This is a genomic window from Nocardia heshunensis (assembly GCF_054782115.1).
The window spans coordinates 1-19,214 of record NZ_BAAGTC010000028.1; the positions used below are offsets into that span (position 1 = coordinate 1).

General features: G+C 66.0%; 24 protein-coding genes. 12 read left to right on the plus strand and 12 right to left on the minus strand.

Annotated features, from left to right (window positions below; genetic code table 11):
• Window positions 1-96 precede the first annotated feature (96 nt).
• Together ACYVN4_RS42280 and ACYVN4_RS42285 are read left to right on the plus strand one after the other, a co-directional pair.
• Window positions 97-1,053, plus strand: a complete 957-nt coding sequence (locus ACYVN4_RS42280; RefSeq protein WP_460729442.1) for an MBL fold metallo-hydrolase — start codon at window positions 97-99, stop codon at window positions 1,051-1,053.
• Window positions 1,054-1,057: 4 nt separating this feature from the next.
• A complete protein-coding gene (locus ACYVN4_RS42285; protein ID WP_460729444.1) occupies window positions 1,058-1,666 on the plus strand; it encodes a GNAT family N-acetyltransferase in 609 nt (202 codons plus the stop codon).
• Window positions 1,667-1,673: 7 nt separating this feature from the next.
• Here ACYVN4_RS42285 and ACYVN4_RS42290 read toward each other — a convergent pair whose 3' ends face one another.
• The gene (locus ACYVN4_RS42290; RefSeq protein ID WP_460729446.1) at window positions 1,674-2,105 is read right to left on the minus strand and encodes a MarR family winged helix-turn-helix transcriptional regulator; all 432 of its coding nucleotides are present in this window, start codon (window positions 2,103-2,105) and stop codon (window positions 1,674-1,676) included.
• A 107-nt stretch (window positions 2,106-2,212) separates the two neighbouring features.
• On the opposite strand from ACYVN4_RS42290, the gene ACYVN4_RS42295 reads away from it, so the two are divergent.
• The gene (locus tag ACYVN4_RS42295; RefSeq protein ID WP_460729448.1) at window positions 2,213-2,605 is read left to right on the plus strand and encodes a GlcG/HbpS family heme-binding protein; all 393 of its coding nucleotides are present in this window, start codon (window positions 2,213-2,215) and stop codon (window positions 2,603-2,605) included.
• Between the two features lie 23 nt (window positions 2,606-2,628).
• The gene (locus ACYVN4_RS42300; protein ID WP_460729450.1) at window positions 2,629-2,802 is read left to right on the plus strand and encodes a hypothetical protein; all 174 of its coding nucleotides are present in this window, start codon (window positions 2,629-2,631) and stop codon (window positions 2,800-2,802) included.
• Here ACYVN4_RS42300 and ACYVN4_RS42305 read toward each other — a convergent pair.
• Window positions 2,787-3,221, minus strand: coding sequence for a MarR family winged helix-turn-helix transcriptional regulator (locus ACYVN4_RS42305; protein WP_460729452.1), 435 nt, complete (start codon window positions 3,219-3,221; stop codon window positions 2,787-2,789). The genes ACYVN4_RS42300 and ACYVN4_RS42305 overlap by 16 nt on opposite strands.
• A 62-nt stretch (window positions 3,222-3,283) precedes the next feature.
• Here ACYVN4_RS42305 and ACYVN4_RS42310 point away from each other — a divergent pair, with 62 nt between their 5' ends.
• Window positions 3,284-4,396, plus strand: coding sequence for an FAD-dependent oxidoreductase (locus ACYVN4_RS42310; protein WP_460729454.1), 1,113 nt, complete (start codon window positions 3,284-3,286; stop codon window positions 4,394-4,396).
• Between the two features lies 1 nt (window position 4,397).
• On the opposite strand, the gene ACYVN4_RS42315 is transcribed toward ACYVN4_RS42310, so the two are convergent.
• From ACYVN4_RS42315 to ACYVN4_RS42335, 5 genes are all read right to left on the minus strand, one after another.
• Window positions 4,398-5,189 (minus strand): SAM-dependent methyltransferase, encoded by a 792-nt coding sequence (locus ACYVN4_RS42315; protein ID WP_460729456.1) that lies wholly within the window; start codon window positions 5,187-5,189, stop codon window positions 4,398-4,400.
• Between the two features lie 118 nt (window positions 5,190-5,307).
• Window positions 5,308-5,595 carry a hypothetical protein gene (locus ACYVN4_RS42320; RefSeq protein WP_460729457.1) on the minus strand — a complete coding sequence of 96 codons (288 nt, stop codon included), beginning with the start codon at window positions 5,593-5,595 and terminating at the stop codon, window positions 5,308-5,310.
• A 574-nt stretch (window positions 5,596-6,169) separates the two neighbouring features.
• Window positions 6,170-7,084 (minus strand): hypothetical protein, encoded by a 915-nt coding sequence (locus ACYVN4_RS42325; protein ID WP_460729459.1) that lies wholly within the window; start codon window positions 7,082-7,084, stop codon window positions 6,170-6,172.
• A gap of 414 nt (window positions 7,085-7,498) precedes the next feature.
• A complete protein-coding gene (locus tag ACYVN4_RS42330) occupies window positions 7,499-8,533 on the minus strand; it encodes a serine hydrolase domain-containing protein (protein ID WP_460729461.1) in 1,035 nt (344 codons plus the stop codon).
• The gene (locus tag ACYVN4_RS42335; protein WP_460729463.1) at window positions 8,473-9,267 is read right to left on the minus strand and encodes a hypothetical protein; all 795 of its coding nucleotides are present in this window, start codon (window positions 9,265-9,267) and stop codon (window positions 8,473-8,475) included. The genes ACYVN4_RS42330 and ACYVN4_RS42335 overlap by 61 nt, the downstream gene beginning before the upstream one ends.
• Before the next feature lie 162 nt (window positions 9,268-9,429).
• Here ACYVN4_RS42335 and ACYVN4_RS42340 point away from each other — a divergent pair, with 162 nt between their 5' ends.
• Window positions 9,430-10,161, plus strand: coding sequence for an SDR family NAD(P)-dependent oxidoreductase (locus tag ACYVN4_RS42340; protein WP_460729465.1), 732 nt, complete (start codon window positions 9,430-9,432; stop codon window positions 10,159-10,161).
• A gap of 3 nt (window positions 10,162-10,164) precedes the next feature.
• Here ACYVN4_RS42340 and ACYVN4_RS42345 read toward each other — a convergent pair whose 3' ends face one another.
• Window positions 10,165-10,770, minus strand: coding sequence for a TetR/AcrR family transcriptional regulator (locus ACYVN4_RS42345; protein ID WP_460729467.1), 606 nt, complete (start codon window positions 10,768-10,770; stop codon window positions 10,165-10,167).
• The gene (locus ACYVN4_RS42350) at window positions 10,771-12,510 is read right to left on the minus strand and encodes an N-acyl-D-amino-acid deacylase family protein (protein ID WP_460729469.1); all 1,740 of its coding nucleotides are present in this window, start codon (window positions 12,508-12,510) and stop codon (window positions 10,771-10,773) included.
• A gap of 96 nt (window positions 12,511-12,606) precedes the next feature.
• On the opposite strand from ACYVN4_RS42350, the gene ACYVN4_RS42355 reads away from it, so the two are divergent.
• Window positions 12,607-12,981, plus strand: coding sequence for a hypothetical protein (locus tag ACYVN4_RS42355; RefSeq protein WP_460729471.1), 375 nt, complete (start codon window positions 12,607-12,609; stop codon window positions 12,979-12,981).
• Window positions 12,978-14,099, plus strand: a complete 1,122-nt coding sequence (gene dnaN, locus ACYVN4_RS42360) for a DNA polymerase III subunit beta (protein WP_460729473.1) — start codon at window positions 12,978-12,980, stop codon at window positions 14,097-14,099. The genes ACYVN4_RS42355 and dnaN overlap by 4 nt, the downstream gene beginning before the upstream one ends.
• 14 nt (window positions 14,100-14,113) lie before the next feature.
• On the opposite strand, the gene ACYVN4_RS42365 is transcribed toward dnaN, so the two are convergent.
• A complete protein-coding gene (locus tag ACYVN4_RS42365; RefSeq protein ID WP_460729475.1) occupies window positions 14,114-14,482 on the minus strand; it encodes a YrdB family protein in 369 nt (122 codons plus the stop codon).
• A gap of 154 nt (window positions 14,483-14,636) precedes the next feature.
• Between ACYVN4_RS42365 and ACYVN4_RS42370 the strand changes: the two genes are divergently transcribed.
• Both ACYVN4_RS42370 and ACYVN4_RS42375 read left to right on the plus strand, forming a co-directional pair.
• Window positions 14,637-15,449 carry a class I SAM-dependent methyltransferase gene (locus ACYVN4_RS42370; RefSeq protein ID WP_460729477.1) on the plus strand — a complete coding sequence of 271 codons (813 nt, stop codon included), beginning with the start codon at window positions 14,637-14,639 and terminating at the stop codon, window positions 15,447-15,449.
• 53 nt (window positions 15,450-15,502) lie between these two features.
• On the plus strand, window positions 15,503-15,952 hold the full coding sequence (locus ACYVN4_RS42375; RefSeq protein WP_460729478.1) for a hypothetical protein: 450 nt from the start codon (window positions 15,503-15,505) through the stop codon (window positions 15,950-15,952).
• A 13-nt stretch (window positions 15,953-15,965) separates the two neighbouring features.
• On the opposite strand, the gene ACYVN4_RS42380 is transcribed toward ACYVN4_RS42375, so the two are convergent.
• A complete protein-coding gene (locus tag ACYVN4_RS42380) occupies window positions 15,966-16,430 on the minus strand; it encodes a DUF6194 family protein (RefSeq protein WP_460729480.1) in 465 nt (154 codons plus the stop codon).
• A gap of 59 nt (window positions 16,431-16,489) precedes the next feature.
• Between ACYVN4_RS42380 and ACYVN4_RS42385 the strand changes: the two genes are divergently transcribed.
• Window positions 16,490-17,221, plus strand: coding sequence for a MerR family transcriptional regulator (locus ACYVN4_RS42385; RefSeq protein ID WP_460729482.1), 732 nt, complete (start codon window positions 16,490-16,492; stop codon window positions 17,219-17,221).
• A gap of 47 nt (window positions 17,222-17,268) precedes the next feature.
• Window positions 17,269-17,616 (plus strand): hypothetical protein, encoded by a 348-nt coding sequence (locus tag ACYVN4_RS42390; RefSeq protein ID WP_460729484.1) that lies wholly within the window; start codon window positions 17,269-17,271, stop codon window positions 17,614-17,616.
• Between the two features lie 21 nt (window positions 17,617-17,637).
• Here the strand turns inward: ACYVN4_RS42390 and ACYVN4_RS42395 are convergent, their stop codons facing one another.
• Entirely contained in the window at window positions 17,638-19,029 is a 1,392-nt protein-coding gene (locus ACYVN4_RS42395; RefSeq protein ID WP_460729486.1) for a multicopper oxidase family protein, read from the minus strand.
• Window positions 19,030-19,214 lie beyond the last annotated feature (185 nt).

The window sequence follows — 19,214 nt, forward strand, 5'->3', positions numbered from 1 at the left end:
TACTACCCGACACACCGCCGACACGCGCTGCGGCTTGACCCCTAAAACCATCGGAGGTCTTTACTTCATGTCGACCTTAAGTATTAGCGTACGGGCATGTCAGATCCAGTACGCAATCCCAGCCTCATCCAATGCTGCGCGGCTGTAACCAGTTCCGTCGCCGGTGCGCTGCGGCCTCGGCCCATCGACCAGCGGTTTCTGCGATCGATCACCGACGCCGGGCTGCCGGTGCCGGAGCGCACGGTGGAGGTGCGAGCGCTGGCGCAGACGCCGCGCTCGGTACCGACCGCGGCGGTCGTGGAGGGTGTCTTCACGCCGCGGCGCATCGGCAGCTCACTGACCTCGTTCGTGGTGCGGCACCCCGAGGCCACCTTCATCGTCGATCCGAGCTTCTGCCTCGACGCCGAGCATCGCGCCATCGCCCAGCTGCCGGGCCTGCTCCGACCGGCCGTGCGCCCGCCCGCCGACACCATCCCGACCATCACCGCGTTGCGCGCCGAGAAGGATCTGCCCGCACTGGATTTCGCGCTGCCGACCCACGCGCACTGGGATCATGTCTGCGGGCTGCTCGATCTGCCCGGCCTGCCCGTGCACCTGCACAGCGTCGAAAGACAGTGGGTCCTGGGCGGTCCGGTGTCTCCGGTGGGCGGGGTGCGGGATTCGTTGGTGGATCGACCGATCGTCGACTACGACCTCGACGGGCCGCCGGTGCTCACCTTCACCCGCAGTCGTGATCTGTTCGGCGACGGCAGCGTCGTCCTCGTCGACCTCGCCGGTCACACCCCCGGCAGCATCGGCGTGCTCGCCCACACTGCGCGCGGCTGGGTGTTGCTGGCAGGCGATGCGGCCTGGCATGCGATGCAGGTCGAGAAGGTGCGTCAGAAGGCTGGATTCCCAGGGCTTTTCGTCGACAACGACCGCGAACTCACCTTCAAGACGCTGCATCGGCTGCACCTCGCACAGCGGGTGCTGAGAGTTGTCCCCACCCATGATCACGATGCGGCATTGCACCTCGCCGCGCCCGGTGCGGAGGCAGCCGAACCGCTACGGTGAGCGCATGGCGATCACCGTGCGCCCTGCGCAGATGTCCGATGTTCCCGAGTTGGCACGAGTTTTGGGCATCGCCTTCGCCGATGATCCGATCGTCTCGTGGCTCATCCGCGACGATGCCACCCGCGCCCGGCGCACCGCCACCCTATGGACCGTCCAAGCCCGCCACCACTTCATCCCGCTCGGCGGGGTGGAGGTGGTGTGCAATGACGCGAATTCTATTGTGGGCGCAGCACTTTGGGCACCACCGGGACACTGGCACGCCGACGATGCCGCCACCTTCCGGCAATTGCCCGGGCTCGTGCGGGCCTTTCGGCACCGATTGTTGACCGCGGGACGGTTTGCCGACGGCATGATGGCCGCCCACCCCCGGGAACCGCATTGGTACCTGGCCGTCATCGGTACCCTGCCCGGCGTCCGCGGCCACGGCTACGGCCAGGCCCTACTCAATTCGAGGCTCGAGCGCTGCGACGCCGACGGCATCCCGGCGTACCTCGAATCCAGCAAGGCCGACAACGTGCCGTACTACGAGCGATTCGGCTTCGAAGAAAACGGAACCCTGGACGTGACCCAGGGCGGCCCACCCCTCTGGCCCATGTGGCGAAACCCCCGTTAGACCCCGCCTACCCGAGGATGCGGGTGAGCAGCCGGGTGAGCGTGTCACGCTCGTCGGCCGACAAGGCGCGCAGGATGTCGTGTTGAACCGCGGTGAGAGTCGTGTCCAGCTCTTCGAGCCGTCGTCGCCCGGCGGCGGTCAGGGTGATCCGGTTGCGTCGGCGGTCGCCGGGGTCCGGGGTGCGCTCGACGTGGCCTCGTGCTGTCAGCTCATTGAGCATCGTGTTCATGTCACTCTGGTCGATTCCGCACCGTTGGCCGATCCGCACCTGACTGTCCGGGCCGAACTCTTCCAGCGCGGCAAGGATCGCGAAGTGATGGGCGTGCCCATCGGAAGCGGTCATCGTTTCTCCGATGACCCGATGTGCCCGCGCGGAAACCTTGTTGAGCAGCCAGCTCGGTTTGCGGCGCAGGCGAGCCGGTGCTTCGCCCATCTCCATGGGCACAGTCTAGCGAAACTCTTGGTGCGACCAAGAAACCTTGCTATTCTTGGGCGGACCAAGCTTGGTCGAGCCAAGATAATGAAGGTAGAACAATGGCACTAACTTTGGACGAAGCCCGGGCGGTCAGCGACCGGGTTCGCGAACACGCCATCGAACTCGGTGCGGCAGTCACGATCGCCATCGTCGACGACGGCGGGCACCTGCAGGTTCTCGATCGCATGGACGGCGCATCTCCCATGTCGGCTCGCATCGCCCCGGCGAAAGCTTCCACCGTTGCACTGTTTCGTCGCGACGGCAGTGACCTGATGCGCGTACAGGAGGCTTACCCCGCGGCGTTCGCTCAGATCATCGATGCAGCCGGAACGCCCATAGTGGCGGGCGGGGCCGCCCGGCTGATCCGGCGCGGCGGTGTGGTCGTCGGTGCGATCGCCATCGCCGGAGGGTCGTTCGAGCAGGATGAAAAGTGCGCCGATGTCGGCGCAGGGGACGCGGTCTAGCGGGAGCCGGTCGGCTGGAGCCATTGTTCCAGTGCGACGCGGATAGCCGCTGCTACAGCCGCCGCGAGTACCGGGGCGGTGAGTTCATCTGGTGCGTTGAGACGTTCGACGATCGCGGCGGCACCACCTACCCGGACCTGACCTGGGAACCCAAGGCGGCGTTCACCACTGTCGCCGAGCGCTACCGCGTCGCCTGATCGACGAAAATGGTCAGCAGGGTTTGCAGTTGGAGTTGCTGGCGATCATCGAGGACTTGCAGCAGGTCACCCACCGCATCGCGGAAGTAGCCACTCGCCTCGTGTAACCGGCGCTGACCGGACTCGGTGATCACGACCTCGTAGGCGCGGCGGTCGTGGGGCATGCGGCGGCGGGTGACCAGTTCCCGGTTCTCCAGGTCGTCGACGATGCGGACCAGGGTGGACTTGTCGATGCCCAGGGCATCGCCCAATTCGCGCTGGCTGCGGACTTTTCCGTCGGCGACGGTGGCGAGCACGCCGGCGTGCTGCAACTCGATGCCCGAGGGGCGGGCGGCCCGGTTAGCTGCGGCGCGCGCGAGCTGGTGGGCGCGATACAGCAGTGTGCCAAGGGTATTCGGGTCGACGGGACGCTCTTCCATTCCCCGATTCTAGCGCATAAGATAATCTCAACTGAGATAGTTTCGAGTTAAAAGGATTGATTATGCGAGTTCTGATCATCGGTGCCGGCCTGGCCGGACCCTGCCTTGCACACGGTCTGCTCGCCAGCGGCCACAAGGTGCGGCTGTTCGAGCGGGATGTCGCCCTCGACGCCCGGGCGCAGGGGTATCGCATCCACATCAACGGCGACGGGGACGCGGCACTGCGCCGCTGGCTGCCCGCCGACGCCTACGCGCAGGCCACCGCGACCGCCTGCGAGGTCAAGGGCGGGGTCACCATGGTGGGGCCGGATCTGTTGAACTACACCGAGATTCCGGTTCCGCCGGAGGCCGCGGGTATCACCGTCGATCGGCTCACCCTGCGCGCGATCATGTTGCGCGATCTGATGGACGTGACCCGGTTCGACGCTGCGGTCGCCCGCTACGAACTGCTCGATGACGGACGCGTGCGGGTACATTTCACCGACGGTTCCACCGACGAAGGCGATCTGCTGGTCGCCACCGACGGCGCGAATTCCGTTGTGCGCCGCCAGCTTCTCCCGGATCTGCCGGTCACGGTGCTCGACAAGCGGCTGACCTATGGCCGCACTCCCCTGTCCGAGGCGGTCCGCGAGCTGACCCCGCCTCCGGCGCTCGGCGGGTTCCTCGGCGTCATCGGCGGCGACGGCCGTCAGCTCGCCCTGGCCGCGCAGCTGTTTCGCCGTGACCCGGTCGAATTCGGGCTACCCGCGGCGGACGACTACGTGATGTGGGGGCTCACCGTACCGAACTCCGACCACGGCCCCAACGTCTTCGACCTCGACGCGCAGGAACTCCTCGAGTTGGCGGCGGAATCGGTGTCGGATTGGCATCCCACGATCGGCGAGCTGATCCGCCGCGGCGATCCCGCCTATACGGTGCCCGCCGCCATCCAGACTTCGCAGCGTCCGCGCACGTGGCCGACGGTGCCGGTGACACTGGTCGGCGATGCCGCCCACCCCATGCCACCGGCCGGAATCAGTGCCGGAGTGGCGATCCACGATGCGGGACTGCTCGCCACCCACCTGACCGCCGCGACCCCGATGCTCGATTCGGTGCGCGCCTACGAGGCCGAGATGCTCGACTACGGTTTCGCAGCCGTCGCGACCTCGTTGCGCAATCACCAGGGACAGTACTGAACTACTGCTTGCGGGCCAGACCGCCGACTACGAGTTCTTCCCAGACGGTGAGGTCGGGCTTTTCTTGGTCGGGATCGGCGGGCCCGATATGCCATTGGGCACACGGCCGCACACCCTCCGGATCGAGGGTGAGAGTGCCGAAACAGGACAGGATTTCGGCATCGGTGCGGAAACGACCGCGCCCGAAGGCTTCGAGGATCTTGTTCGCGGTCGCGATCGCCTGCCGGGTGCTGCCGGTACGGAAATGCGACAGATAGACCTGGCTGTCGGCGGGCATGCGGTCAGTCCAGTACTGGACCACGCTCGCCGGATCCTCTTCGTCATTGACGAAGCTGAGGGTGATACCGAACAGGATGCCGACCGGTTCGTCGAAGTTGATCAGCCGCTGCACGTCGGCATGCTTCTCAATGCTGCCGGGATCACGAATATCGGCCTCTACCACCACAATCGACTCGTCCACCGCGAGTAATGCCCGACCATGCGCCACCACGAACGGATCATCGTCGACATACACGACGCGAGCGTCCGGATGCGACTGCCGCACCACCTGATGCACATTGACGCTCGCCGGCAGGCCACAGCCCATATCGATGATCTGGCGAATACCCGACTCGGCCATCACCTGCGCGGCACGCAGCACCGCGTCACGGTTGGTGATGGCCAGCATCTCCGATCCTGGCAGATCCTCGATGAAGTAGTCGCCGAGATCCTTGTCGACTCCGTAATTGTCGCGCCCGCCGAGCACATAGCTGTACACGCGTGCCACACTCGGCCTTGACTGCCGCGCTCGCATGGCGTTGATGTTCAAGTCGCACACACCCCTCTTTCACCACCGACGATACCGCTATCCACCAGGAAATCCTCGGTCATCGCGGCGATCGCCGCCAGCCGTCCGGTGTGACGAATCGGGCCTAATTCGTCCCGGCCGCCGCGGCGGTCGTGGTCGGGGCGGCAACGGTGGTCGTGGGTGCCACGGTGGTGGTCGTCGGTGCAGGAGAAGCGGTTTGGGTGGTGGTCACCGGCACCGGGGTTCCGGTGTCGGTGGTCGTCGGTGCCACGCTGGTCGTCGTGGTGGGGGCCACCGTCGTCGTGGGGGCCGGAATCGGGTCCGGGCAGTGCCCCAATTGATCACCGAGAGTGTTGATCTCGGCGTTCGAGCGCGGATCGCCGGCGTAGTTGATCTGGTCGGTGCACTTCACCGGGGCCGGAGCGGGCGTGCCCGGATCCTGGGCGGGGGCGGGCTGATCCCCCGCCGGGCCCGGTTGCTGAGGGTTGTTCCCACCCTGCGAGTTTCCCCCCCTGCTGCGGCTGCGACCCCGGATTACCGCCGCCGCCGGGCTGAGCCACGGGTGAACTCGTCACGGACGCGCCGGGACTCGTCGTCGCCGCCACCGTGGTGGTGCCGGAGACCTTCGGCGTCACGCTCGACTTGCCCGAATCGCTCGAACAGCCCGCCGCCAGCACCACAATGGGCACCATCAGCGCCACCGCGACACGACCGGCTACCTGCAGGCGCGCGCGCCCTTCCGCCACAGCGGACATCAAATCCTCCTGAGCGTGCAGCCCCAGCCCCGACTCATCGGCTGCACCACAACAACTTTCGCCGGATCACAACCGAACCGGTCGACACGAATTCAGGGGGAATGATCATCCCCCCGTCGGAACCCTAGGGTCTCGGGCGGGGGGAAAGCCATCGGCGTCGACGCCCCTAGTTCTGGGGGCCGCTTATCGATCGAGGAGGAACACTTATCGATCCGAGCACGCCCACAGCGCTCAGCTACTCACCTTGGCGGTCGTCGCGCGTTGCGCGAGCAGCGCATCCAGTTGCTGTTCGGCGCGTTCGGCGCGGGCAAGAGTTTGAGCGCGGGCATCGTCGAGCGTGGCGAGGCGCTCGGTCGCTTCCTGGCGCGACTTTTCGAGCGCGATGGTCGAATCCTTGCGTACGTCGGCCAGATCCGCCGCGGCCTGGCGGCGCGCCTCGGCGCTCTCGGTGCGGACTCGATCCAGGTCGGTGCGCGCCTGCTTGAGCTCGTCGCGGGTTTCGCTGACCACCTGATTACGTTCCGCGACTGCGGCTTCGGCACGCTCGATGGCGCGCTCGGCATCGGCGGCGCGCTGGACGGCGAGGTCACGTTCCGCGCCCGCGGCGGTGATGCGCTGCCCCGAGTCGCGCCGGACCTGTTCGATCTCTGCGGCCGCTTTGGCCCGAGCCATTTCGATATCCTCGGCGGCCTGTTGCCGGGCACGCTCGACATCGTCCGCGGCTTCCCTGCGCAGCGTGCGGATTTCAGCCTCCGCCTCGGCGCGGGCGGCGAACACATCGTCGGCAGCCTGCTTGGTTACGTGCTCAACCTCTTTGAGCGCATCATCACGGGCGGTGAGCGCCTCGGCGATCCGCGCCTCCGCCTCCTCGGCAGCCAATGCGGCATCCTCAGCCGCCGATTCGGCTGCCGCCCTGGCCTCCTCGGCCTCCCGCCGCTTCTGCTCGGCGGCCACGGTAGCCATCTCCGCCTCGGCGATCCGCCGCGCAGCATCCGCCTGCACCGCCTGGACCTGCGCTTCCGCCACCGCCGGATCGGCCAGCGTGGACAACTCGGCCACCGCAGCGGTCAGCGTGTTACCCAGCTGATCGGTCAGCGCCCGAAACTGTCCAAGCAGTTCATCCGCCCGTAGCCGGGCCACGGTCACCGGACCCTGTTGCGTCACAGTGACGTTCGCGACCGAGGTTTCCCCCTCCGCCTGTTGCTGCCTTTGCCGCTCCCGCCACGCCCTCCACCGCGTGTGATCCGGATGCTCACAGTATTCCGACGGCCGCCCCGGCCCCCCGGCACGAGTAATCGGTTTCGTACAGCCCGGGTAGTTGCAGATGCTCGACACCGATGAATCGTAGCGTTGGTTTCGTCATTTCCAACGCAACAACACGAAACGAAACCTCAACCGCCCCAAATCAATCGATCTGAGCCTGACCCCCGATAAGTGAACGTTATCGGCGGTCAGGATCAGATCCCCTCCTCATTTTCGTCGTTCACATTACGTTTACGTTTGGTCACCACCAACGCAACGAAACCATGACGAAACCCCTCAAAAACTAGGCACCCCTTCTCAATTCATGAGAGCGGTCGCATCGTGGACTGCGGCGGCGAGGCGGTGGTGTTCGGGGTAGGACCAGGTGGAGGAGAATCGGCGGCGGGCGTAGCCGAAGGTGATGCCGCTGTGTGGGTCGGCGAAGGCTTCCGAGCCCGCGGACCCGTTGTGGCCGAATGCGCGGGCGCTGAGGAACGGATATTGCGGGCCTTTGGCCTGGAACCCGAGGGCGTAGTGCTTGTCCTGTCCGACAACGAGATCGAAGCCGGTGGAGTGGAGCATGGTGAATTCACCGCGGGTGTCGGGTTTCAGCAGCGGCGGTTGTCCGTTGAGGCCGTATACCGCGGCGGTGTAGAGGCCGGCGAGTCCACGAGCGTTGCCGACGCCGCCGGCGGAGGCCGGACCGAGCGCCCGGACCCGTCGGGTGTTGGCGAAGGCCACTTGATCGAGGGGTGGGTTCGAGTTGAGGGCGTAACCGATTCCGGTGAGGCTGTGCGGCCCGGGACCACCCGACCAGAGCGCGGCGAGCTCGTCGGGACTGGCCAGCCCCGGCTCGATCTCCCGGAAGCGGGACTCCTCGGCTTCGGGTAGCCCGAGGTAGAGGTCGAGCCCGTAGGGGGATCGGATGCGCTCGTCATAGATGTCTTGCAGTGAACGTCCGGTGTACCTGCGGACCACCTCGGCCACGATCGCGAATTCGACGAACCCGCTGTACCCGATGGCCGAACCGGGCTTCCAGTACGGGCGCTGACTGGCCACGCGAGCGGCGATCACCGCATCGTCGGCGAGTTCGTCCGCGGTGAACCCGCCGTCGACGCCGATAACACCGGAACGATGGGTGAGAACATCGCGGACGGTGATTCCGTTCTTCCCGGCGGCGGCGAACTCTGCCCAGCACGCCGCGATGGGCTCGTCCAGATCCAGCGCTCCCTCCTGCACCAGCAACGCCACTACCAAGGTGGCCGCGCCCTTGGTGCAGGAGTAGACGCCGGTCAGGGTGTCGCCGCTGACCTCGTTGCCAAACCACAGATCGACGACCTGCCTGCCACGCACATAAACCGCGAGCTGGGCACCGGCCTCTCCGGCCTCATCGGCGACCGCCGTGCTGCGCAGGCGACCTTGTAGGCGAATTCGCCGTTGAGGTGGTGCCCGTCGCAGGCCTTTCGGAGAAGCCACGGATCGGCTGCGGGATCACCGAGCGCGCAAAGGTAGTAGACGAGATACACACGGCCCCAGCCCGCGGTGCGGTCGGCGAGCCAGATGAGATTGGTTGGCGCGTCGGGAAGTCGGGCAAGGGCCTGGGCAGCGAGCAGTCCGAAGGTGTCGGACAGTAGACCGATCGTTTGAATCAGTGCGACATCTGCTTCGGTGCCGACGACCGCGAGCATCGCCATGCCGAGCACCGTCGGGTTCCTGTCGGTGCTGGTGCGGGTGAGATGGCGGCCGAGCTCGCGTACTTGGTCAGGGTCGGCGCGGCTGATCGCCTCCGCCATCGATGGCCACAGGGCACTCTCGATGTCGTATGCGATGACGTTGCGACAGAGTTGGGCGATGTCGCGGTGTTCTGCTGGCGCGCAGAAAAATTCATCGATGAGGCGGCTCGTGCGGGTGCCCTGGAAATCGGATCTGTCGCCGCCCCTCGAACGAGTACGTCGGCGGTCGGCGTCCGGATAGGGTTCGCCATCACGAGGCAGTGGAATGCCCGGGTGACTGCGGGCAAGGGCGAGCGCGTGGTTGTAGAAGGTGGTCTTTCGGCTGGGCTGGGCCGAGCCGGTGAACGCGTTCAACGCGCGGTGGAGAGCTCGATTCTGCCAATCATGAGAGCCGATGGTGGCAGGCGTTGACGCCCTTCGCAATGCCAGGTCTGTTTCCCGCCGGTGCTCCGAGAGCCTGGCCGACATGCTCGGGGGGAAGGTTTTTCGAGACGTGGTGTTCGGAGAGGAATTGGTGTGGCGGAGATTGCGGTGGTGACGGGGTCGACTCGGGGGATCGGGTACGAGACGGCGCTGGCGTTGGGGTTGGCGGGGTACACGGTCATCGTGACGGGGCGGTCACGGGAGGCGGCGGAGATTGCGGCACGGGGGTTGGGTGAGCGCGGGGTTGATGCGCGGGGGTACGAGCTCGATGTCACTTCGTTCGAATCGGTGCAGCGGCTCGCCGACGTCATTGCGCGGGATCATGGGCGGTTGGATGTGCTGGTGAACAATGCGGGGATCGCCGCGGAGTGGGAGGCGCCGGGGCGCAGTGAGTTTGCGCATCCGGAGTCGGTGCGGCGGACGTTGGATACCAATGTGATTGGGGTGTTCCATACCGTGGAGGGATTGCTGCCGTTGCTTCGGCGGAGTGACTCGGGGCGGATCGTCAATGTGTCGTCGTTCGTGGGATCGCTGACTCTCCAGTCGCAAGCAGATCCGGCGGATATGGTGATCCCCGCCTATCAAGCCTCCAAGGCGGCCCTCAACAGCCTGACCATCACGTTGTCGAAGGTGCTCGCGGACACCGATATCAAGGTCTTCTCCGTCGATCCGGGATTCGTACAGACCGACTTCTCCCCCATCAACCGCGCGCAGGCGCCGCTCACCGCTGCCCAGGGTGCGGAGCCCATCATCGAGGCCGCCCTGCTGAAGATCGATGCCGCCTCCGGCTCGTTCGTCAACCGCGACGGCCTGGTCCCCTGGTAGCAGCTATGGGCCGATCGTCAACTGGCGGAAGGCCGTTGCGACCTGTTCAATGCGCGCCTCCTCGAGTTCGGGGCGCGGGTAGATGTGGCGGATGATCGCCTCGCCGTCGAACATGTGGATCAGGGAAGTGACAATGAGGCGGGCGGAGTCCGGGGCTACGTCGGGGCCGAGGACGGTGATGGCGAGGTCTTCGACTTCGCGCATCATGTCGCGAAGCACGGGCGCCAGGCGCGAGCGCAGTTCGGGTTCGGTGCGGGCGGCCACCAGCAATTCGAACCAGACCGTATTGATGGTGTCGCGAATCTCGCGGCGCACCAGGCGCATCACCGCCTCCAGGTCGACCGGCTGCGTCGGGTGCTCGGAGAGGCGGAGTTCCGCCGTGGCTGCCAGATGGCGGCGGCGGACCTCGTCCGCGGCGGCGATGACCAGATCGGTGCGGGAGTCGAAGTGGCGGAAAATGGCGCCCTTGGAAACCCCTGCGCGACTGCTGATCTCGCCGAGCGAAGCATTGTGGTAGCCGATCTCGGCGATGGCCTCGATGGTGGCCTCGATGAGTTTGGCCGTGGTGGCGGCGCGGCGTTCGGCCTGTGTCCGTCGCGCGGTCGTCAATTACCCTCCAGCTCGCAGGAATCGGCCGGTGCGTCCGGCGCCCAGGATCTCGGCGGGCACACCGTCGCCGAAGACGTACTGGCCACCGACGAATACGGCCGAGACGGCTTCGTCATTGCGATTGACCATACGTGGCAGGCCGCCGTAGGTCGGCACGGGGCACTCGGCGTACGCCTGTAGGGAATCGTCCAGGCCGTCCGGATCGACAATGAGCAGGTCGGCCCGGTCGCCTTCGCGCAGGTATCCGGCGTCCAGGCCATACCAGTCGGCGAGTTCGCCGGTCACCCGTCGCACCGCCTGTTCCATGGTGAGGAATGGATTCCCGGATTCGTCGGCCTGCTTGACCCGCTGTAGGAAGCGCAGGCCGAAGTTGTAGAAGGCCATGTTGCGCAGGTGCGCGCCCGCGTCGGAGAACCCCAGTTGCACACCGGGATGGGCGCTGAGCTTGTTGAGCATGGCGGGCCGATGGTTCGAGATCGTGGTGCGCCAGCGCAGTTTCGCGCCGTGCTCCACGACCAGATCGAGGAACGCGTCCACCGGGTGCAGGCCACCGCGGTCGGCGCCCACCTGGCCGAAGGTCTTGCCGATGACGGTTGAATCGGGACAGCCGACGATCTCGGCGTCGAAGAAATCGCGGTGCCACACCCGGATCCCGAACTTGTTGTCGTAGTCCTTGCGGAAGCGGCGGCGGTAGGACTCGTCACTCATGAGTGCATTGCGCGCCACCTGATCTGCGAGGTGGAGAGCGGCTGCGCCGGAGCCGAATTCCTCGAAGATGACCAGATCGATGCCGTCGGCGTACACCTCGAACGGGATCGGGAGATGCTGCCAGCGGAAGTCGCCGCCCAGGCCGTTGACCACCCGGGTGATGGCCCCCATCAGGTGCACCAGCAGCGGATTCGCCTTGAGGTCGGCCGCCGAGATCAGCGTCGTCTTCAACCGTCGCCGGAAGAGTCCGACGCTGCTGAAGGTCATGGCGGCGATACTGCGCGGCGAGGTGACGTCGGGTCCGCCCTGTAGGACGCGCCCGCGTCGTCGCAGAATCGCGTTGAGCCGCCGCCGTTCTCGCGCATTCGCGTAGGTCGAGGGCAGGGTTCGCGATCGAGCGACCTCGCCGTCGAGTTTGTCGAAGAGCAGCTGCTGTGCTGACATCCCCACGAATCCGGCGTCGAGCGCCTCGGTGAGCGCGGCCTCCATCGCCGCCTGTTCGTCGACGGTCGGCTTGACCTCCTTGCGGGTGGCCCGATCCAGGCCCATGAGCGCGGTCCGGATATCCGAATGCCCGATCATCGCGGCCAGATTCGGGCCCAACGGCAGGTCTTCGAGCGCGGCGACGTACTCGCGGGCGGACTTCCAGCTCTTGGCTCGAACCGCCTCGATCACGTGCTCGCGGGGAATCGCCTCGACCCGGCCGAACAGGTCCCCGGCATCCTCGGCTTCGGCATGCACCGTGGACAGCGAACACGATCCGAGGATCACCGTCGTGATCCCGTGCCGCACAGACTCGGTCAGCCCCGGGGCCTGAAGCACCTCGATGTCGTAGTGGGTGTGAATGTCGATCATGCCCGGCATCACCCATTTGCCTGCGGCATCGATGATGTTCGGGCACTCGGTTTCGTCGAGCGGCTGCGCGGACACCGCGACGACGCGATCACCGCGCAATCCGAGATTGCGTATGGCCGAAGGAGATCCGGCGCCATCGAACCAGCGGCCGCCCTTGATGATCGTGTCGTAGCTCACAGCAACATTGCAACCGATCGGTCACTAACTGTCAAGGGCTCGATCAGGGCCCTTGCATCGTCAAAACATTTTTGACGATGCGATAGAGTTCGAGGCATGGCAGACCCCGAAGGGCCGGACGCAGCACTGCTCGCCGAGTGGTTGAGTACCACCTCCCCTGCGTCACGTGATGCAGCGCAGGCGAATCCGGCTGCCGCCGTCCGGGCGGTGCTGGACCGACTGGGCAGCAATGACGGAATCGAGTTGCCACATCGCGTGATCTATGCGGCGGTCGTGCAGTTGACGGCGGCGCGAACCGAGCTGGATCGGCTGGAATTGGAGTTGATGCGAGCCGCGAGCGAACACGGCAACAGTTGGAGCTGGATTGCCGAGGCGTTCGGGCACCGGTCCAAGCAGGCCGCCCATGCGCGGGCCAGTGCGCTGCACCGACGCCTGGAATATCGGACGATCGATGAGGAAGACAACAGATGAAGCTTCGTATCGAACGCGAGCGCCTGGCCGAGGCACTATCCGCGGTGGGACCGGCGGTTCCACGCCGTCCGTCGATGCCCGTGCTGGCGGGGATTCTCCTACGCGCGGAACCGGATTCGGCATCGGTCGCGGCGTTCGACCATGAAATGTCCTCGCAGGCCCGCATCGGTGGTGCCGAGGTCAGCGAGCCGGGGACGGTCCTGGTCTCGGGCCGCTTGCTGACCGAGATCGCACGAGCGCTGCCGCCGCATCCGGTTGAATTGGCAGCCACCACGGACCGGCTCGAAATCGTTTGCGGACAATCACGATTCGATCTGCCGCTCATGGCCGTCGAGGACTATCCGGAGCTCCCAACACCACCACCAACGGTAGGCAGCCTGGACTGCGCGGAGCTCCGCGACGCCGTCAACCAAGTGGTAGTCGCCGCCGGCCGCGACGACACCCTCCCCATGCTGACCGGCGTCAACCTCGAATTCCACCCCACATTCCTGAGATTGGTCACCACCGACCGCTTCCGCATAGCCATCCGCGACCTCGACTGGCAACCAACCACTCCCACCGACGACCAACCCACCCGCCTACTGGTACCGGCCCGCGCCCTCGCCGAAACCGCGAAAACCCTCACCGGCCCCCGAATCAACCTCGCAGCCACCGCAACCCAAACCATCCTGGGTCTCACCACCCCCGCCCAACACCACACCCTCCGCACCCTCGACCTGCCCTACGCCCCCTACCAGCGCTACCTCGAAGACCGTCGCACCGCCACCGCCCACCTCGCGAGCGCCGATCTCATCGCCGCCATCAAACGAGTCTCACTCCTCTCCCCCCGCGGCACCCAAATCGAACTGTCCTTCACCCCAACCAAAACCCGCCTCACAGCCGGCGGCGGCAACGAAGGCAAAGCCGAGGAAACCCTGCCCTGCGACTTCACCGGCACCCCGGTAACCACCGCCTTCAACCCCCGCTGCCTCCACGAAGGCATAACGGCCACCCACTCCGATTCGCTAGGGCTAGCCCTCAACGGCCCCACCAAAGCCGCCACCCTCCGCGCTACCACCGACGACCCAGACCAGCGCGGCTTCACCTACGTACTAATGCCCGTCCGCCTCCCCGCCTAGCCTGCAGGGCAAGGTCAGTGGGCGAGTAGCCAGCCGATGCGGTCGTAGGCGAGGGCCTGGTAGGCCACCAGGATGATGGCGGATATCAAGGCGGCCGTAGGGAGTTCGGCTCCCCACAGGGCTAGTGCGCCGCCGCCGAGGACCAGGACCTCTACGACGAGGCGGATGATGCCTGGGACTGGCACGGTGGCTTCGCCGTTGCGGCTGGGGTCGCCGGGGACGGCGAAGGTGCCCCAGAGTGCGGCTATGGCGATGGGGAGGATGACTACGAGGAGGAAGCGCCAAGGGGTGTCGAAGGCTCGCCAGCCTAGGATGCCGAAGGACACTACGGCGGTCAGTTCGAGGAGGAAGCGAACGCCGAGCATGACGGGGTTCAGGGACATGCGGCAATCCTGATCATTCAGATTCGGGCGAGAACACTGCAGACCCTACGAGTCCGGGGCGTGCGGCGGATGGGGCAATTCGAGCCACAAAGGTGGCCGAAGGTGCCAGCGCTTCCGGCCGGAAGCGACTGCCGCGGCGTGATATCCGTTGCAGGTGAACGATTCTCCCGCGCACACCGGTGGACTCTTCGAAGGCACCGCATGGCACTACGCCCGCTATCGGCCGGACTACCCGCAAGCTCTCATCGACGATCTCGTCGACCGATTCCAACTCGACGGCACCGGCAGACTCCTCGACCTGGCCTGCGGCACCGGCCAATTGGCGATCCCGCTGGCAGCCCACGTCGCCGAAGTGGTCGGCCTCGACCCCGAACCCGGAATGCTCACCGAGGCCGCAGGACGCGCGGCGGCAGCCGGGGTTACCAATGTCGCCTGGCTGCAAGCCGGTTCCACCGATCTCCCCGGCGAGTTCGGCCGTTTCCGCATGGTCACCATGGGCCGCTCATTCCACTGGATGGATCGCGAGCAAGTCCTGCTGTCTCTGGACACCATGGTCGAACCGAACGGCGTCATCGTCCTCGCCAACGACAGCTGCCTGATCCGCCCGACCACACCCTGGCAACAGTCCATCGAAGACCTCCAACACCGCTACCTCCCACCAGAACTGATCCCCGCCGACCCCCTACCGGGCCGCCTCGACACCCCCGCCGACCACCACCATCACGACCACATCCTGGCAAATTCGCCCTTCTCCCAAGTAAATCGATCTATCTACGAGTTCACCCGCCAATGGACAACCGAACAGGTAATCGGCTACCTCTACTCCACCTCGCTCCCCCTACGGCGCATCCTCGGCGACCGCCGCGCCGACTTCGAGCAAGAGGTCACCACCACGCTGCGTCGCCTCGAGCCTGACGGCCTCCACGAACCGGTGCGCTTGGAAGTCTTCACAGCAACCAGGCACTGATCCACGCAAAACACCGCAAGACCGGCAGGGGTGGGCGTGGAAGCATTCGAAAGATGGGAGCTGCCAACAAGTTCGAGTACGGGAGTCGGGACTGGATCGAGGCTGTGGGGGTGATTATCGCGGGATTGATCGATGGTCAGGATCTCGAAGGTGTCGACTATTGCATCTGTGAGGACCTGACGGATCCACCGGTCGGTCGCGCCAACACGGTTGGTGGGACGCTCAGTTGGTTCCTTCGGATCCGTGGCGAGCAACTCGAAGTCGGGGGCGGGTCGGTTGAGTTCGCTGATCTGCGAGTGATTGCCGATTACGCCGTGCATCACGGGCTTTCTCGGCAGATCTGGAACGGTGACGTGGATGTCATCGCGGCGGCTGCGCGGCGACGCGAGATTGCTACGGCGAAGGGCGAACTGCGGATCGAGGGGGATTTGACGGCAGCCCCGGCGGTGGTCGGAGCGCTGGTCATGCGGATTCACGACCCGGTCGCCGAGATCACCGTCTGAGAGGTGGGGTCGGTCAGTCGGCTTGGCGGAGGTAGGACGTTCGGGCGCGATCGTGGGCGGTGGTCAAGAGCTCCTGTACGGCGTGATCGGTCGTGGTGGCGGGGTTCACTACGGCCAGCCAACCTGCGGTGGCGTAGATCGGGTGGGCGATCAGGGTGTCGCGTTGGGCGGCGTTGGCGGGGTGGGACGAAGTGTCGCGGGGTGGGTAGCCGAGGGTGGCGATGAATGCCTCCCGGCCTGCGCTGATGTTGAGGCGGAAGGTCTGGGGGTGGTTCAGGTCGGAGGTGGTGTCGTCGGGGTAGTTCTTGGTGACGATGGTGGCGAAGGGTTGGGTTCGGGTGGGGGTTTGGCCGTCTGGGGCGTAGTAGAAGAAGTGGTCGCCCCAGGCGATTTCCGGGAAGGGGCTGCCGGGGCCAGGGGACAGAGTGAGGACTCCTCCCAGGTTTTCGATGTAGTCGATGAGTTCTTCGATTTCCATGAGTTCTATCGTGAACTTGAAGTGCTTGTGGAGAGTTGCCGACTGATATGGGAGGTCGGGTGGCCAGAAGTCTCAAGTCGGGTCTGCTGCGAACGGCTGCTGTCGCCGAGTTGGCGGGGTATTCGGTGCAGCAGATTCGAAATCTGGAACGGGATGGGGTGTTGCCTGCTGCGGCGCGGAGTGCGGCCGGGTACCGGGCCTACGGGGAGATTCATGTGGTCTCGGCTCGGGCCTACCGGGCGCTGGCGGCTGCGGTTGGTCCGGTTGAGGCCAAGGGCATTGTGCGGGCGGCTCATCGGGATGCGCCGACGAGCATGCTTGCGCTGTTGGATGGCGCGCATGCGGGACTCGATACCGAGCGGCGCGATTTGGAGGCTACGCGGAAGGCGGCGCGGCACATCAACGAGGAACCGATCGCCGATGTCCGGGGGTCGGATGCGATGACGATCTCCGAGCTCAGCGAGGCGCTCGGGGTCCGACCCTCGACGCTGCGGCATTGGGACGCAACCGGATTGGTGACGCCGGGCCGGACACAGGTCAGGGACGAGCGCACCTACTCCCCTGCCGACGTCCGCGATGCCCGGATCGTGCACCAATTGCGGCGCGCCGGATACGGCATCCCGGCCTTGGGCATCCTCATGGCCGAGTTCCGCGACACGCGCCGCTGGAACGATGTGCTCGAGCGCCTGGCGGTGCGGGACGCGAGCATCGAAACCCGCTCCCTCGCTCTGCTGGAGGGCACCGCCGAGCTGCACCGATTGCGGTCCGTGCGCGCGACACCGGAGTTGTAGGTCGGCCGCCGGCGGTTGCCGCGGGGCCGGTGGCGGATACTCACACCATGTCCGATACCTCTCCCGTCAGCTGGGACCATCTCAAGCCGCGGCAACCCACCGACGCTGAACGCGATGCCTTGCAGACGGAGTTGCTCGAGCGTGCCCGCGCGGTCCGGGAGCACGGTTGGGACCCTTACCGCGAGGAGTGGACGCCGGGCGAGCAAGCGGCCGTCGCCTATCTGCTCGGTGACACCGCTGTCCTCGAAGAGCTCGAGGAACCCGAAGGCTCCATCCTCACCCGGTTCGCGGGAGACCTGTACGGATTCCAAGGCGCACGCAAGGAGATCGCCTCGGGCCTGGTCGGCACCCAGGCGTGGTTCGCAGCCGCCCGCACCCGGCTGGGCAAGAGCTGAGAACCACGACCGGGCCCGAGGCTACCGCTGGACGTCGATGTAGCTCATCATGCCGTTGTCCTCGTGGGCGGCGATGTGGCAGTGGAACATCCAGCGTCCGGCGAAGTCGTCGAACGGGATCCGGATCGTCACCTTGCCGGGGACGCCGTTCACCGCGTGCGGCACCAGCACGATGTCCTGGCGATGCGTATACGGCTGCGCCGCATCATTGATCGACATCACCTGGAACGACGTGGTGTGCAGATGGAACGGATGATCCTCACCCGCGGTGTTGGTCAGCGTCCATTCCTCGACGGTGCCCAGGCGCGCCGGGGTCGCGAATACCGAACTGCCCATCGCGAATTGCTTGTCGTTCAGGAAAAACGAGGTGCCCGCCGAGTCCTCGGACAACTGTAGGGACCGCTGCTGAGCGATCGACGCACCGGTCAGGTCCGGCTGCGCACCGGGCATGCTGGTCGGTAGCGTGGGAGCGGCGTGTTCGGCCTCACCGGCAATATCGACGCGGAGCAGCTTGACCTCGGGATACGAATCACCTTGCGGCCCATTGCTGTACGCCATCGTGTCCAGCCATGCCGTACCCGCATGAGCGGGCGCGGTGAGCAGCACGTCGTACCGTTTGCCCGGCGGCAGCAGCGCATTGTCGCCGGACGTCACCTGCGTGACCGGAATGCCGTCCTCGCCGATGAACGAGAAATGGAAGCCCGCCACGGTGAGGTTGTAGAAGATATCCGCCCCGGCATTGACGAATCGCCACAGCTGGGTCTCGCCCGGCCGCATGGTCAGCACCGGGCGCAGCTGCCCGTTCACCAGGCGCACGGTCTCGGCGTTGGAGTCGATGGAGGTCTTCTTGTCGCTCTGGACGATCTTGTCGTTCTTCGCCAGCTGAACATCCTTGAGCACCAGGGTGTGCGCCTTGATGTGGCGCAGTCCCTCGGGCAGCCGGTCGCGATTGTCGCCGATGATCAGCGCACCGGACAGACCGTCGAAGATCTGGTTCTCGACATCGCCGGGCATGAACATCGCAGACATCGCATCGTCATGATCCGGGCAGGAGGTGCCCATGGCATGGCTGTGATACCAGTAGGTGCCATCCGGGTGATTCGCCGGAATGGCGAGCCGGTACACGTGCGTGGCCCCGGGCGGCACGCAGACGAACGGGTCGTCGCTGTCCCCCGTCGGTGACACGTGCAGGCCGTGGAAGTGCAGATTCGTCGCCACCGGAAGGTGATTGACCAGCGTCAAGGTCAGCGTCTCACCGGGTTTGGCGTGCAGCGTCGGCGCGGCGAACCGGCCGTTGTAGGTCTCCGCCAGCACCTTCGCCCCACCCACGTCGACGCGTCCGCGCGCGGCGTCGAGCGTGAGGGTCCGCTCGTTCTCCTCGGGCGGATCGGCGAGCGGCCGCCCCACCGCCATCCCCTTCTCCTGTGCCGCTGTCGAGGGCCCGCCGCCGGCCAGCCCCGCGGTCCCCGATCCGATGCACATCCCGATACCGGTCGCCATCACCAGAAGCGCTGCGAACCCGACGAATCGACTCCGGCGCAGCGCACCCCATGTCGAACGGACTCGTCCGACCACCATGATCTACCCACTTCTCGCAC

Coding starts and splice junctions, on each gene's coding strand:
- ACYVN4_RS42395 (WP_460729486.1), bottom strand. CDS start 19,029: ATGGCGGTGGGGCGGCCGCTCGCCGATCCGCCCGAGGAGAACGAGCGG.
- ACYVN4_RS42280 (WP_460729442.1), top strand. CDS start 97: ATGTCAGATCCAGTACGCAATCCCAGCCTCATCCAATGCTGCGCGGCT.
- ACYVN4_RS42380 (WP_460729480.1), bottom strand. CDS start 16,430: ATGGAAATCGAAGAACTCATCGACTACATCGAAAACCTGGGAGGAGTC.
- ACYVN4_RS42390 (WP_460729484.1), top strand. CDS start 17,269: ATGTCCGATACCTCTCCCGTCAGCTGGGACCATCTCAAGCCGCGGCAA.
- ACYVN4_RS42290 (WP_460729446.1), bottom strand. CDS start 2,105: ATGGAGATGGGCGAAGCACCGGCTCGCCTGCGCCGCAAACCGAGCTGG.
- ACYVN4_RS42355 (WP_460729471.1), top strand. CDS start 12,607: ATGGCAGACCCCGAAGGGCCGGACGCAGCACTGCTCGCCGAGTGGTTG.
- ACYVN4_RS42285 (WP_460729444.1), top strand. CDS start 1,058: ATGGCGATCACCGTGCGCCCTGCGCAGATGTCCGATGTTCCCGAGTTG.
- ACYVN4_RS42315 (WP_460729456.1), bottom strand. CDS start 5,189: ATGCGAGCGCGGCAGTCAAGGCCGAGTGTGGCACGCGTGTACAGCTAT.
- ACYVN4_RS42310 (WP_460729454.1), top strand. CDS start 3,284: ATGCGAGTTCTGATCATCGGTGCCGGCCTGGCCGGACCCTGCCTTGCA.
- ACYVN4_RS42375 (WP_460729478.1), top strand. CDS start 15,503: ATGGGAGCTGCCAACAAGTTCGAGTACGGGAGTCGGGACTGGATCGAG.
- dnaN (WP_460729473.1), top strand. CDS start 12,978: ATGAAGCTTCGTATCGAACGCGAGCGCCTGGCCGAGGCACTATCCGCG.
- ACYVN4_RS42305 (WP_460729452.1), bottom strand. CDS start 3,221: ATGGAAGAGCGTCCCGTCGACCCGAATACCCTTGGCACACTGCTGTAT.
- ACYVN4_RS42365 (WP_460729475.1), bottom strand. CDS start 14,482: ATGTCCCTGAACCCCGTCATGCTCGGCGTTCGCTTCCTCCTCGAACTG.